This is a genomic window from Paenibacillus sp. J22FR5 (genome assembly GCF_059691975.1).
The window spans coordinates 1-13,614 of sequence record NZ_JCAUAN010000021.1 but is presented as its reverse complement, the minus strand read 5'-3'; the positions used below and the strand labels follow the sequence as shown (position 1 = coordinate 13,614).

The 13,614-nt window shown below is 46.0% G+C and carries 14 protein-coding genes; 1 reads left to right on the top strand and 13 read right to left on the bottom strand.

What is annotated here, in order from left to right; all coding sequences use genetic code 11:
• Nucleotides 1-7: 7 nt before the first annotated feature.
• Genes AC58P7_RS22760 through AC58P7_RS22725 form a run of 8 tightly spaced genes read right to left on the bottom strand, consistent with a single transcriptional unit; the run spans nucleotide 8 to nucleotide 7,045 of the window.
• Nucleotides 8-958 (bottom strand): amidohydrolase family protein, encoded by a 951-nt coding sequence (locus AC58P7_RS22760; protein ID WP_497346933.1) that lies wholly within the window; start codon nucleotides 956-958, stop codon nucleotides 8-10.
• A gap of 23 nt (nucleotides 959-981) precedes the next feature.
• Nucleotides 982-1,197: a 4-oxalocrotonate tautomerase gene (locus tag AC58P7_RS22755; protein WP_497347093.1), complete on the bottom strand. Its 216-nt coding sequence runs from the start codon at nucleotides 1,195-1,197 to the stop codon at nucleotides 982-984.
• 19 nt (nucleotides 1,198-1,216) lie between these two features.
• On the bottom strand, nucleotides 1,217-2,002 hold the full coding sequence (locus AC58P7_RS22750) for a 2-keto-4-pentenoate hydratase (RefSeq protein ID WP_497346932.1): 786 nt from the start codon (nucleotides 2,000-2,002) through the stop codon (nucleotides 1,217-1,219).
• A 14-nt stretch (nucleotides 2,003-2,016) separates the two neighbouring features.
• Nucleotides 2,017-3,033, bottom strand: a complete 1,017-nt coding sequence (dmpG, locus tag AC58P7_RS22745) for a 4-hydroxy-2-oxovalerate aldolase (protein WP_497346930.1) — start codon at nucleotides 3,031-3,033, stop codon at nucleotides 2,017-2,019.
• On the bottom strand, nucleotides 3,030-3,932 hold the full coding sequence (locus AC58P7_RS22740) for an acetaldehyde dehydrogenase (acetylating) (RefSeq protein WP_497346928.1): 903 nt from the start codon (nucleotides 3,930-3,932) through the stop codon (nucleotides 3,030-3,032). Before AC58P7_RS22740 ends, dmpG begins: the two co-directional genes overlap by 4 nt.
• 17 nt (nucleotides 3,933-3,949) lie before the next feature.
• Nucleotides 3,950-4,732: a 2-keto-4-pentenoate hydratase gene (locus AC58P7_RS22735; protein WP_497346926.1), complete on the bottom strand. Its 783-nt coding sequence runs from the start codon at nucleotides 4,730-4,732 to the stop codon at nucleotides 3,950-3,952.
• A gap of 25 nt (nucleotides 4,733-4,757) precedes the next feature.
• The gene (locus tag AC58P7_RS22730) at nucleotides 4,758-6,218 is read right to left on the bottom strand and encodes an aldehyde dehydrogenase (RefSeq protein WP_497346924.1); all 1,461 of its coding nucleotides are present in this window, start codon (nucleotides 6,216-6,218) and stop codon (nucleotides 4,758-4,760) included.
• Between the two features lie 29 nt (nucleotides 6,219-6,247).
• Nucleotides 6,248-7,045: a DODA-type extradiol aromatic ring-opening family dioxygenase gene (locus AC58P7_RS22725; protein WP_497346922.1), complete on the bottom strand. Its 798-nt coding sequence runs from the start codon at nucleotides 7,043-7,045 to the stop codon at nucleotides 6,248-6,250.
• Nucleotides 7,046-7,249: 204 nt separating this feature from the next.
• On the opposite strand from AC58P7_RS22725, the gene AC58P7_RS22720 reads away from it, so the two are divergent.
• The gene (locus tag AC58P7_RS22720) at nucleotides 7,250-8,029 is read left to right on the top strand and encodes an IclR family transcriptional regulator (protein WP_497346920.1); all 780 of its coding nucleotides are present in this window, start codon (nucleotides 7,250-7,252) and stop codon (nucleotides 8,027-8,029) included.
• A 109-nt stretch (nucleotides 8,030-8,138) separates the two neighbouring features.
• On the opposite strand, the gene AC58P7_RS22715 is transcribed toward AC58P7_RS22720, so the two are convergent.
• From AC58P7_RS22715 to AC58P7_RS22695, 5 genes are all read right to left on the bottom strand, one after another.
• On the bottom strand, nucleotides 8,139-9,833 hold the full coding sequence (locus AC58P7_RS22715; RefSeq protein ID WP_497347091.1) for a family 78 glycoside hydrolase catalytic domain: 1,695 nt from the start codon (nucleotides 9,831-9,833) through the stop codon (nucleotides 8,139-8,141).
• A gap of 69 nt (nucleotides 9,834-9,902) precedes the next feature.
• A complete protein-coding gene (locus tag AC58P7_RS22710; RefSeq protein WP_497346918.1) occupies nucleotides 9,903-10,859 on the bottom strand; it encodes an alpha-L-rhamnosidase N-terminal domain-containing protein in 957 nt (318 codons plus the stop codon).
• 12 nt (nucleotides 10,860-10,871) lie between these two features.
• Nucleotides 10,872-11,699, bottom strand: a complete 828-nt coding sequence (locus AC58P7_RS22705; RefSeq protein ID WP_497346916.1) for a carbohydrate ABC transporter permease — start codon at nucleotides 11,697-11,699, stop codon at nucleotides 10,872-10,874.
• Between the two features lies 1 nt (nucleotide 11,700).
• Entirely contained in the window at nucleotides 11,701-12,573 is an 873-nt protein-coding gene (locus tag AC58P7_RS22700; protein WP_497346914.1) for a carbohydrate ABC transporter permease, read from the bottom strand.
• A 100-nt stretch (nucleotides 12,574-12,673) separates the two neighbouring features.
• Nucleotides 12,674-13,501, bottom strand: a complete 828-nt coding sequence (locus AC58P7_RS22695) for a reverse transcriptase domain-containing protein (protein ID WP_497346912.1) — start codon at nucleotides 13,499-13,501, stop codon at nucleotides 12,674-12,676.
• Between the last annotated feature and the right edge of the window lie 113 nt (nucleotides 13,502-13,614).

The following is a 13,614-nucleotide window of genomic DNA, read 5'->3' as shown; positions in this document are numbered from 1 at the left end:
CCCTTCCCTATTCATATTTTCCCGTATCCATCAAAGAGTGGAATCCTTTCGTTCCTTCGATTCCCGGCGGCCATTCGCATAAATCAAATGGGAAATCCGTACCCGGCACGACTTTGTCTTCTCCAGCGACCTCAATGAGATAGGCAAGAGCTTCTGGGTTCCAAAGAACGGTATCGAACCAGAACCGGCGAATAAGCTCGCGTGGGGGAGACTTTATGGCGGAAGACACTGCTTTCCATTTGTCATATCCAGTCTGCACTCTACCCAATTGATAAGGCAGAAAACCGCCGCCGTGAGCTAGCAGTACTTTCACCTTTGGATATCGTTCAAGGATACCGCTAAGAAGCAAGTCGGTCGCGCATATTGTCGTCTCCCATGGTACTCCTATCAGGTTGGTCATCATCGACTTGCGTAAACGGGGTTCCTCACAAAGCAGCGGGTGAACGAAAATAATTGCGCTCCGCTCATTTGCCACTTCCCAGAACGGAGTCAAATCCTCTTCACTGAGTCCACGACCTGCCCATGAAGTAGCAACAATCGCGCCTTTCGCTCCCCTATTCATCGCCCTTTTCAATTCTATGGATGCACAAACCGGGTCGTTCATCGGCAAAGTAGCCAATGCCGACAATCGGCTTGGATGCCTGCGTGCCCAGTCTACGAGTCCATCGTTGTAAACAGCCGCCATTTCCTTTGTTAACTCGGATGGAAAATCATATAGAAACAGCTGTGGGATCGGAGAGACAAGCGAATGACGAATGCCTGCTCTCTCTTGCTCTATTAAATAAAGCTCCTGATTGATGAAGGCTTCTTTCAACTCGAATTCCCATTTACCGTTTACGCTTAAAAATTCTGCTTTACCCGGGTCTTTCTTTGTCCACTTCGCATTGACTGAAGTTTGATGATCCCGCAGCCAATTCAGAACCTCGGGTGGAATCACGTGTGTATGAACATCGTACATGGGTTCGTTACCTCCGTACTCGATTATCGATTGGGAATATCGGAAGCCGGAACGCCGCCAATCCCCCAATGTGTTTTGGGCACTTCAGCTACGAGAACTCGGATCCGGTCTTTCGGCGTGTTCAACTCCTCCGATACGGTATCCGTTACACGTTCGATCAAAGATTTGATCTTCTCCGGCGGTCTGCCTTCCATCACTTGAATATGAATAATGGGCATACGTCTATTCCTCCTTAGTATTAAGTATTGGCTTTGTTATTTACGGCTTGACTGTGAAATCGACAGAGCCCAATCCATCGAATCGGGCACTTACGACATCACCTGCGTGAAGCTTGACGGCACCTGTAATGCCTCCCGTAAGAATGACTTGTCCAGCTTTCAACTTCAGCCCTTTTCTGGACAGCATGTTCGCGAGCATCGCCACCGATTGAGCCGGATGTCCAACGACAGCCGCACCAGCGCCCAGTTCTTTGATTTGCCCGTTAATACTGAGCGTTACGCCAAGCAGATCCAACTCCATAAAATCGGGACGCTTTATCTGGGAACCGAAGAATACGCCAGCGGAGGAGGCATTGTCTGCGATGACATCCGGAAGCGTAAACTGGAAATTCTCATATCGGCTGTCGATGATTTCGAGCGCGGGAATGACGTATTCCGTTGCAGCAAGCACCTGCGCGCCAGTAATCCCAGGACCCTCGATGTCTTTCCCAAGCACAAAAGCGATTTCCGCTTCTACTTTCGGGTGAATATAGTTTTGAAGGGAAATGTCCTGACCGCTCTCCACCATATTATCGAAGATGTAACCGTAGATCGGCTCGCTCACATTCATCTGTTTCATCTTGGCCTGACTGGTTAGTCCCATCTTAGGACCTACAATGCGAAGTCCTTCCTCCAGCTTCAATTGTACGATTTGTTCTTGAATCGCATAAGCATCCGCAATCGACAAATCAGGATTATCAATAATAATCTTAGGCACTACCTTTTTCTCCGCTTCCGCGTTTAACAAGTGACGGGCCATTTTTTTTATTAATGTACTCACGTTCAATTCCTCCAATTTGCTTATTTGATGTGTAGCTTTGCCAGTTCGGCGGCGACATCCACGATCATGTCTTCCTGGCCGCCTACAACTTTACGGTTGCCCAGCTCGATGAGAATATCCCTCGAATCAATTCCGAAGCTTTTGGCTGCCCGCCTTGCGTGAAGCAAAAAGCTGGAATAAACCCCAGCATATCCAAGCACCAGATTGTCGCGCGTAATTTCCTGCGGCACCTGAAGAAGCGGTGCGATAACCTCTTCGGCGACATCCATGATCTTGTAAAGATCGATGCCTGTGTTGATGCCCATATGTTCAAGTACGGCGATCAGCACTTCCGTCTGGGTATTACCCGCTCCTGCCCCGAGGCACCGGATACTGCCGTCAATGCGCCCCGCACCTTCTTCGATCGCTGCCAAGGTGTTTGCCATCGCCAGCGAGAGGTTGTTATGACCATGAAATCCGATGTTGACGGAGAGATGTTCCCGCAGTGCGCGAACCCGTTCCTTCACCTGAAGCGGCAGCAAGGCTCCGGCGGAATCGAACATATACACCGTATCCGCGCCATAGCTTTCCATGAGCTTAGCCTGCTCTACCAGCTTTGCAGTCGGAACCATGTGCGACATCATTAAGAAGCCAACGGTTTCGAGTCCGAGCTCCTTCGCCTTATACAAATGTTGCGCCGATACATCGGCTTCCGTCACATGCGTGCCGATTCTTGCCATGCGGACGCCCAGTCCGGCAGCTTCCTTCATTTCTTTAACCGTTCCGATGCCCGGTAGCACGAGAACAGCGATTTTGGATTCGCCGCTAACGGAAACTGCCGCTTCAATAAGCTTCATCTCATTCGTATGCGAAAGGCCGTACTGTAAGGAGGAGCCTCCGAGGCCATCTCCATGAGATACTTCGATATATGGAACTCCCGCTTCGCCCAATGCCTTGGTAACCTTCGTCACTTGTTCGATCGTATATTGATGTGCGATGGCGTGGCTTCCGTCGCGAAGAGCGACCTCTGTAATCTGGATATCGCGTTCTTTTATCATGCCGATTCTCCTCCCTCACTCAAAGATTGAGCCATCCGGTTCCTTGCAATTTCTTCTGCTACCTTCACGGCCGATGCGGTCATGATGTCAAGATTGCCGGAATAGGACGGTAAATAGTCGCCAGCGCCTTCAACCTCGAGAAAAACGGTCACTTTATTGCCATCATAGATCGGCTCTGTCCGCAACCGGTAACCTGGTACGTAAGATTGAATGTAGGCAACCGTATCAAGGATGGATCGGGTAATCGCATCATTATCCATGCGTTCTTTATCCACCAAAGCATATACCGTATCCCGCATTAAAATCGGCGGTTCGGCCGGATTCAGAATAATGATCGCTTTGCCCTTTTTCGCGCCTCCGATATTTTCAATCCCTTGAGCAGTCGTTTCCGTAAATTCGTCGATATTAGCTCGAGTCCCCGGTCCAGCGCTTTTACTGGAGATGGTCGCAACGATTTCCGCATATTCAACTGGAGTGATACGACCTATCGCATGCACAATCGGAATTGTTGCCTGACCGCCGCAAGTCACGAGGTTGACGTTGTCCTTCAAAATATGCTCCTGCAGGTTGACTGCTGGTACGACTAACGCTCCAACGGCAGCAGGAGTGAGATCCATCGCGATTTTGCCGGCATTTCGTAATGCCTTCGCATGACGAATATGAGCCTTTGCTGAGGTCGCGTCGAAGATAATATCCGCCAAATCGGGTTGTTCCAAAAAACCTTGGATGCCGGAATCAATGGTTACGTACCCGAGCTTGGCAGCGCGTGCCAATCCCTCCGATGAGGGATCAACCCCAATCATCGTTGTCATCTCAAGCACCTTTGAGCGACTTAGCTTATACATCAAGTCCGTGCCAATATTCCCTGAACCGAGCACGGCGACTTTTATTTTTGACATCGAAATCATCCTTTCGTTTAAGCTTGGAAGCAAACGGAAACTTCGCCTAAATGAGCGATTCGCGTCCGGAAATGATCGCCTGGCTCCGCATTCACAGCAGCGGATAAGGCGCCTGATAAAATAACTTCACCTGCTTTTAGCGTGATGCCGAATTCGAACAGCTTGTTGGCCAGCCATGCGACACATGCGGCAGGATTGCCGAGTGCGGCAGCGCCAACGCCTGTGTTCATGATTTCGCCGTTCTTGTAAAGAACCATACCCGCAAGCGCCATATCGATGTTTTGTGGTTTGACCGGCTTGCCGCCCAATACATATAAGCCCGAGGACGCATTATCTGCCACCGTATCTTGGAGCTTAATTTTCCAGTCGGCAATCCGGCTGTCAACGATTTCAAGCGCCGGCAGTACATAGTCTGTAGCAAGCAGCACTTCGGAGGGTGTAACCCGAGGGCCAATCAGATCCTGCTTCAACACAAAAGCAATTTCCGCCTCTACCTTCGGTTGCAATACCCGTGAAAACGGAATGGCTCCACCATTTTCCACCACCATATCGTCCAGTAGATGACCGTAATCAGGTTGATCCACTTTGAGTAGCTGCTGCATGGCCAGAGAGGTCAAACCGATCTTTTTCCCGACAATGCGGCTTCCCGTCGTCACCTTCTTGGCGATCGTGGCCAATTGAATGTCATACGCCTCTTGAACCGTTATCTCGGGATCTAGTGCCGTAATCGGCTCTACGCCTTTACCACCTATCTTCGCTTGCTCCAAATGCTCTGCATATTTAACTGCTGTATTCTTCATGGGCTCTAACTCGCCTCCTCGATCATCAAAGTTTGATGCATATGTTGGTTAGTTCGGAATAGAACTCAAAGCTGTGCAATCCGCCTTCCCGGCCGATACCGCTTTGCTTCATACCGCCAAAAGGCGTCCGCAAGTCGCGAAGGAACCAAGTGTTTACCCATACGATCCCCGCTTCTATCTGTCCAGCTACACGATGTGCTCTTCGCAAGTCGTTCGTCCATACAGAAGCGCTTAAGCCGTAATGCGTATCGTTGACTTGATCGAGCACTTCCTCTTCCGTATCAAAAGGGATAACCGTAACTACCGGTCCGAAAATCTCTTCCTTCACAACACGGCAGTCGCGGGTAAGCCCTGTAATGATCGTTGGTTCCAGGTAATAGCCTTTATTAAGGCCCTCCGGTCGCTTCCCGCCGGTGACAATCGTACCGCCTTCCTGTACAGCCAGCTTGATATAGCTTGTTACACGATCGTAATGCTCTTCACTGATTAATGCGCCAACCTTCGTCTTGGGGTCGAACGGATCGCCTACGACCAACTCTCTTGTTTTAGCCTCGAACTTCTCCATAAACGCGTTGTAAGCGGAGCGTTCCACATAAATTCTCGAACCGCATAAGCAAACCTCACCTTGGTTAATGAAGCTCGACTTCATTGTCGTTTCGATCACTTCATCCAAATTGGAATCTGCGAAAATGATATTTGGATTTTTCCCGCCAAGCTCGTAGGATAGACGCTTCAGCGTTTTTGCTGCGGAAGCCATGATGGTCTTGCCCGTCGTCGTTTCGCCGGTGAAGCTGATCGCGTTAACATCCGGATGCTCAACTAGTGCGGCCCCTGAGGAATTCGGCCCGAAGCCATGCACGACGTTCACAACACCGTCCGGAATTCCCGCGTCACGGCAAATTTCTGCCAGCACGGTTGCTGTCATCGGAGTTAACTCTGCCGGTTTCAACACGACCGTATTGCCTGCGGCCAGTGCAGGGGCGAGCTTCCAGGTCAGCAGAAGCATCGGTAGGTTCCATGGGTTGATCAAGCCGACGATGCCAACCGGACGTCGAATGGCATAGTTGAGCGCTACATCATCCATTTGTGTCGATTCATTCGTAATCGTACGGATGTAATCAGAGAAGAAGTGGAAGTTGTAAGCGGAACGAGGAATATCGATGCTGCCTGACAGCCAGATCGGCTTGCCTGTATCGAGAGATTCCAATGTGGCCAATTCATCCTTACGCTCCAGAATTAAATCGCCTACTTTGCGCAAAACAGCAATTCGTTCATTGGCGGTCATTTTGTTCCACGGGCCGTTTAGTGCTTTACGTGCGGCTGCAACAGCAAGATCCACTTCCCGTGCTCCGCCTTCGGCAACTGTACCTAAGATCTCCTCTGTGGCCGGGTTGATATTATGAAAGGTTTTTCCGTCTAGAGAAGGAACGAATTCCCCATTAATGAAATGCAAACAATCCTTCGATTTGACTTTAGTTAATGTCATGTTGATTTCCCCTTTATTCCCCATATTGGTTATGATACAAACGATACAATTGCATTTCCGCTACCGGAAGATTGCCCATATCCCCAGAACTCGGCCTGCTCTTTGTCCAGTACACCTAGCAATGCTGCTAAATGCCGTCCTCCAGATTCCACTCCTGCAATACGTGCATATTGTGTCAGCATTTCCCTTGCTGCGGTGTAATCGTTATTTAACAAATAAGCTAAGAACTGTTTGTCCATCGCCTGTTCCGAAAGTGTCGGCATGTTATGGCGGCCTCTGACTAAATTATGAGACATAGCCCCGCTGCTGATGAAGACAACCCGCTTCCCGCTTTCCCTAAGCACCTTGCCAATCTGTTTGCCCCATTGAAACGATTCATCCAGGCTTGACGCCCAGCAAACGGAGAGGCTCACAATCGGAATATTCTGTTTGGGTACCAGATAACGAAGCGGCACGACGGTGCCGTAATCCCAAATGTAAGTTGGGTCGTTAAATTCTGTAATTGGAATTCCTGCTTGATTGCCCGCTGCTACCAGTTCTTTGGCTAGCAACTCGTCGCCCGTATAATCGTACGGTATATCCGAAATTAAATCCGGACATTCCACCGCAGTGAGTACGCCTGTGTGTCTGGGAGTGGCATCCACATAGTGATGGAATGTACCTGGAAAATGGCAAGACAATAAAACGATTGTATCGGGTTGCTGTTGTTCGATTCGCTCTCGCATCAAGTGAAGCCCCTCAACGAGCTTCTTCTGAAAATCAGGCGCTTGTTCCTCATGACAAATGCTCGGTACATGTGCAGCCAATAGAGCCATACTTAGTGTCATTGACATCCTCCTATTACCTTAATAAGAAAGCCCTTACATGAATCTTAAATGCATTTAATTCTTTATACAACACCACTGTTCTTCTATACGCAACAAATAAAAATATATTTTAGGGGATGTCCCTCTTGCATACATCATGGTAGACTTTTATCATAACGATGTACTTTTATGAAGAACAAACATACTAGTAAGGATGGTACAACCATGATAGACACGCCGGACAATGATTATTTGCTTTCCTCTGTTAAAAATGCGCTACGTATCCTTAACAGTTTCTCACAGGAAACTCCCGAAAAACGTGTCAGCGACTTGGCCGTCGAGCTTGGCGTTGGCAAAAGCACCATAAGCCGTCTGCTCAGCACACTTGCCAGCGAAGGATATGTCATCAAAGATCCGGATAACCAAAAATACCGGTTGGGGCTCCGCATTTTGACGCTAAACAGCATTGTGACCTCCCAACTGGAAATCAACCGCGAAGCACGGCCTATTTTAAAAGAATTAGTAAAAGATACGGGGGAAGCGGCTCATATCGCTGTATTAGAGGATGACGACGTTGTTTACATTGAGCAGATAGAGTGCTTGCACCCTGTCCGGATCTTGTCCTATGTCGGCCGCCGAAACCCGATCCACTGTACAAGCTCGGGCAAAGTGTTACTGGCCTTTCAAGAAACATCAAAAATTGAACGCTCGCTTGCAATGGATTTGATGCAATACTCCGAGAGAACAATCATCGATCCCAGTATTTTAAAAAAACAGCTTGCAGAAATCCGCGAGACGGAATTTTGCTACAGCGAATGTGAGTATCTAGAGGATGTTGTCTCCCTTGCGGCACCAATTCGAAACTATACCAAAAAAGTAATCGCCTCCATTTCGTTGGTCGGTCCCAAGCATCGCATTAAGCACCAGCAGTTATCGGCCCTAAAAAGCAAAGTCATGAAAGCGGCAAAAGAAATATCCAATAATTTGGGTTACTCTGGGCATTAATTCCGAGCCCATAAACAAAAAAATCATGAAGTAACCAATTAGGTCCTCATGATTTTTTGCTGTCTGCGAACTCATTCACCGGTAAACATGGAGCCAAACTGGCAACAGATTAAACTTCATACACAAACTCATGTCGACCACTGCCGACTTGCATATCCCCTTTAGGTAAACAAACAGTAGCTGATGTATTAGCAGGAATTTCTATTGTTAATCTAATCCTATCACCTTGCCTCTCCCATGCAGATCGGATCGTTCCGTATACGGACTCATACGAAGCTTTTGCATAAGAGAATCCACACTGAACATGAGGCGAAATACGAATATTCTTATAACCCACTTCCGTTTTATCAATACCGGCAATAGAACGGTATAACCAATCCCCTACACAACCCAATGCGTAGTGATTAAATGAAGCACTTGTCACCTTTCCGTTGGGCAAAATGGCTTGCCACGCTTCCCAAATGGTAGTCGCACCATTCTTTACTTCATACAGCCAGGAGGGACACTCCGTCTGAACCAACAATTGATATGAGATATCTAAACGGCCGTTCTCACATAGAACATCCAGCAAATAAGGTACTGAAACAAAGCCAGTATCGAGCCTGTACCCGTTTTCTTCGATCAGTGAGATAAGCTGCCCCAAAACTAAATTGCGGATTGAATTAGGAACCATATTCATACGAAGGGCCAGCACGTAAATACCTTGAAAATGTGTAGTAAGCCTACCATCTACATTCAAATATTCATCACTAAACGATTGTCGTACCTTCTGATTCAAATCGATATAACGCACGGTATCATCAGATTTCCCTAGAATTCTAGCAATATCGGCAAGAAGTTGTGTAGCATACGCATAGAAGCATGTGGAGACGAGTTCTCTTGTGAGATACGCACTTCTGCGCATATCCACCTTCTCTTCGTTTTTACTCATACTTAAGCTGGGTATCAACCAATCACCAAAATGGAATCCACCTGTATTCCAGAGATATTCTTGTCTTTGTAGCTTAACAGGATCGTCTACGCTGTCCATACACACTGTCGAAGATTCAGTCGCCGCCTTTCGAACATATTCTACCCAATTCACCATAGCCTCGTAATTGTCTTGAAGGATCTTTAAATCTCCATACTGTTGATATAGTACCCAGGGAACGATGAGAATTGCATCTCCCCAAGCCGCTGAAGAAAGACCACCTAATCGGTCGAAGAATTTCTGGAAACCGCTCGAAAATGGAACTACATTCGGTATTTGACCGTCATCCAGTTGTTCGATCCTTACGGTACGCAGCCAACTGGCCAAAAATGCATACATATCCATATTAAAACACGCGGTTGGTGCAAATACTTGAATGTCTCCGAGCCAGCCGGCCTTTTCACGTTGTGGACAGTCGGTAGGAATTGAAACCATGTTTGATTTTTGACTCCAAAAAATGTTCGACTGCAATTGATTAATTCGAATGTCGGAGCATTCGAAGTTGCCGCTATGTCTTAGGTCGGACGAAATCACAATGCCGCTGAAGTTTTCTAATATTATTTCTCCCGGATAGCCTGTCAACTTGACATAACGGAATCCATGATAGGTGAATTTCGGCTCGAACTCTTCCTCCTCATCCCCCCGCAGAATAAAAATATCCTTTTGATCCTTATTTTGTCCGTGAATATTATTAAAAAAATTCCCTTTTTCATCCAGCACTTCACAGTGTTCTAATGTAATCTCCGTTCCAGCTGCTCCAACTACGCGCATCCGCATTCTCCCGGCGATATTTTGCCCTAGATCGATTAATCTCTCCCCTTTAGGGGTTAGGATTAATCGAACAGGTTTAACTACTTCTATCGCTCGGATAGGCTCCGCGTATTGTGCTACAAGATTATGATATCAATAAGGAACTATCCTTGCAGGCTGCCAATCCGCAGCATCGAAGTTCAGGTTACTCCAGCCATCTTTTCGAAGGCGAGCATCCACCTTCTCTCCGATAAAAAGATCTGAATATTGAATCTCGCCGAATGAGCAAGCAAAGTTTTCGTCGCTTCGGACAAAAAGAATGGCGCCGCTAGCTGTCTCAATTTCCATTTGCAACAACAGCGCTAAAGTATCGCCGTAGCTGCAGCAATCACCAGTAAGTCCGATGCGTCCTACATACCAACCATCGCCAAGCATCGCTCCAACTACATTTATTCCTTGACTCAATAGATCTGTCACATCGTAGGTTTGATATTGTAAACAACGATCATAGGAGGTAAATTCGGGTGCAAGTTCTTGTGCTCCGACCCTCTTCCCGTTTAACTCCAAGGCATAGACTCCATGTGCTGAAGCATAAATTCGGGCACGTTTAATTTGCTCATTTACTTCGAACGTTCTCCGGAGTAACGGACTTGGATGCAATTGCTTCTCCGTAGCCCTTTCTTGTATAGGTTCAATCCATTTAGCGCTCCAATCGGACTCTAGAAGTAGTCCCATTTCCCACCAAGCACTCTCGCTCCATTCGGATTCGATACCTTGCTCATCCCAGACTTTCACTCGCCAGTAGTAACGAATTCTTGACTGCAGCAAAGAACCACCGTAGTCAACAAATACGGATCTATCCGAATCAACCTTGCCACTATCCCAAACTTCACCTAGATTCTCTTCTGGATCGTTAGTTTCAACTATTATTCGATAGGCCGTTTGCTTTACGTCATTTCGATCAGCTTTCAGCTTCCAACTAAACCGCGGATGGTGACTATCAATTTCCAATGGATTTATACGGGAATCCAACTGCAGATCAAAGATCTTCAATTGAAAGTCCATGATGAAGTCAATCAACGCTCTTTGCCCCTTTCTATATTTGTTCATTTATTTCCAATATTATCCTTTTACCGCTCCGCTAGCCATTCCTTGAATAAATTGTTTTTGTAAAACAAGGAACAGAATAATAAGAGGTAGAGATCCAATGAGTACAGCTGCGAAAACTAGATTCCACTGATTTACAAATTCACCAGTGAAAGAAAAAATGGAGAGCGGAATAGTTCTGGCGCTTTTACTTTGTAGAAACAGCAGGGGTACGAAAAAATCATTCCAAATGAACAGCGTGTTCGTTATCAATAAGGTCGATGTAATGGGCTTGAGCAACGGAAATAAGACCAACCAGAAGGTACGATAAGGGCCGCAACCATCGATTAAAGAGGATTCCTCGATTTCTTTTGGAATGGTTCTGAAAAATGAAGTATATAAAAAAATAGAAAATGAAAGCCCGAGTGCTACATAAATAAAAATAGGACCAGGGTATTTCCCAATTAAATTCAGCTTGTTTAATAATTTGTATAACGGAATCATTGCCATTTGAAATGGAACCATCATACCGCAAAGAAAATACAGATACATCAGAGCCGCCAATCTCGATCTCCTTCGAGATAATGGATATGCAGCAGCTGAACTTAAGAAAATTATGAGTACTACAGATGAGCCTGTAATAACAATACTGTTAATAAATGAGCTCCACATACCGCCTTTATTCCAAGCGGAAATAAAGTTCGACCACTGAAAAGCAGTTGGAAAACTCAATGGGCCTTGTTGCAAATCCATAGGGGTTTTTAAAGCAACTAGCACGACTATCAAAATAGGAACCAATACAATAATTGCCCATAAAGTAAGTATGATAGAAATAACCAAGCTATTCCGATTCTGGAGAGCCATATTAATATTCGACCTCCCTTTTTCTAAGCACGGTGATTTGCACTAATGAAAAAATCAAAATGATCACAAACATAACGACAGCAATCGCACTGGCATAACCCATTCGGTCAAAACTGAATGCCTGACGATAAAGTAAAATTGAAAGGTTCTCCGTAGACGTACCGGGTCCACCATTCGTCATGACAAAGATCGTATCAAATATTTTGATTCCAACGATCATATTCACAACAATGTTAACAGTGAAAGAGGGAGCAATAAGCGGAAATGTGATATTTTTAAACATGCTCAGTTTACCGGCACCATCAATAAAAGCCGCTTCATAGATATCATTAGGTATTGATTGAAGCCCAGCCACATAAATAATCATGGTAAAGGCAACAAAATGCCAAATACTTACGAATATTACACTAAAAATGGCAAGATGGCTGTTGCCAAGCCAGTCTTGAGATATCCCATTCAGATGGACCATCGCTAAAATCGTATTGATCACGCCATCAGTCGGACTGTACATATAGGCCCAGATATATCCGATCGCCAGAGAACTCAACATGACCGGGACTAAGAACCACACGCGCAATATACGATGAATCCTTCTTGTTCCTTGGAGTCCTAATGCTAGGGTTAAACCCAAAACATTCTTCCCTACAGTAATCAAGATTGCAATGAGAAACGTGTTAAAAATAGCATTCCAAACATCCGGATCTGTAAACAACTTTTTATAATTGCTTAACCCAATAAAGTTAGATTCTGGATTTAAACCATTCCAATTCGTCAAACTGTAATAAAAACTGCTTATGACTGGGAAGACCAGAAACAGAGTGAAGATAATAAAAGCCGGGAGAACAAACGTTCCATCAACCCAATATTTTTTCATCGATGCTACCTCCTTAATCGGGTAGGAGGCTACCCATTAGTTGAGTAGCCGACCTCCCACACCACCGTACATACCGTTCGGTATACGGCGGTTCCTTAGTTTACACAGTGACTTGTCGATAATAATCTGAAAAGAATAAGAAACCGAGTCTTTTAATCGTGGTATTTCCGAGGGACTTGTTGAGGATTGGGCTTTTGGAGATTCTCCAATAGCTCTTTCTTGTATTTGCGTATTCCCATGCCTTCTGTTCGTTGACTCCGAGTGATTTTAGGTTTTCGAACTTTGTTCTCACTCGTTTCCATTGTTTCCAGTAGATCATGCGAATTCGCCTTCTCATCCATTTGTCCGTTTCTTGGAGGAGTTTCTTCATGTTGGCTATTTTGAAATAGTTGAGCCATCCCATAATGTAGCGTCTAAGTTTCTCTGCACGATCAATATTACCTACTCCATTGCTTCTTGATGTGAGTTCCTTTATTTTGGTTCTCATCTTTACTACGGATTTCGGATGAATTCTGATCTGTGTTTCTCCCTTACGTTGGTAAAACGAGAATCCAAGAAATTTGACTCGCAATATCTCGTCCACTACCGTCTTCTCCCGATTCACTCTAAGAAATAATTTCTTCTCGATGAATGGAAGTATGTTTTCCAGAGTCCGTTCAGCACTCCTTCGGCTTTTACAGAAAATGAGAAGATCATCCGCGTAACGCACAAACTTATGACCGCGGTTCTCCAATTCTTTGTCTAACTCGTTCAGCATGATGTTGCTAAGTATTGGACTCAGGTTTCCGCCCTGTGGCACGCCGACTTCGGTTTCTTCAAAGCGGTGATTCACGATTACGCCCACTTTCAGGTACTTGTGAATGAGTGATATGACGCGTCCATCTTTAATGGTTCTCGATAGTACCTCGACGAGTTTGCTTTGGTTCACGGTGTGGTTGGTAGAAGACGGCCTTAGGTTTTCACCTTTGTACCGTCAGCCCCAATCAGAACCCGACGTGCGGATTTCCCGCATCGGGCTCCCCAGAGTCGTTCACAGGTTAG

Excerpts from the sequence above, each read along its gene's own strand:
- AC58P7_RS22760 (WP_497346933.1), bottom strand. The coding sequence starts at position 958 with ATGTACGATGTTCATACACACGTGATTCCACCCGAGGTTCTGAATTGG.
- dmpG (WP_497346930.1), bottom strand. The coding sequence starts at position 3,033 with ATGATAAAAGAACGCGATATCCAGATTACAGAGGTCGCTCTTCGCGAC.
- AC58P7_RS22740 (WP_497346928.1), bottom strand. The coding sequence starts at position 3,932 with ATGTCAAAAATAAAAGTCGCCGTGCTCGGTTCAGGGAATATTGGCACG.
- AC58P7_RS22735 (WP_497346926.1), bottom strand. The coding sequence starts at position 4,732 with ATGAAGAATACAGCAGTTAAATATGCAGAGCATTTGGAGCAAGCGAAG.
- AC58P7_RS22730 (WP_497346924.1), bottom strand. The coding sequence starts at position 6,218 with ATGACATTAACTAAAGTCAAATCGAAGGATTGTTTGCATTTCATTAAT.
- AC58P7_RS22725 (WP_497346922.1), bottom strand. The coding sequence starts at position 7,045 with ATGACACTAAGTATGGCTCTATTGGCTGCACATGTACCGAGCATTTGT.
- AC58P7_RS22720 (WP_497346920.1), top strand. The coding sequence starts at position 7,250 with ATGATAGACACGCCGGACAATGATTATTTGCTTTCCTCTGTTAAAAAT.
- AC58P7_RS22710 (WP_497346918.1), bottom strand. The coding sequence starts at position 10,859 with ATGAACAAATATAGAAAGGGGCAAAGAGCGTTGATTGACTTCATCATG.
- AC58P7_RS22705 (WP_497346916.1), bottom strand. The coding sequence starts at position 11,699 with ATGGCTCTCCAGAATCGGAATAGCTTGGTTATTTCTATCATACTTACT.
- AC58P7_RS22700 (WP_497346914.1), bottom strand. The coding sequence starts at position 12,573 with ATGAAAAAATATTGGGTTGATGGAACGTTTGTTCTCCCGGCTTTTATT.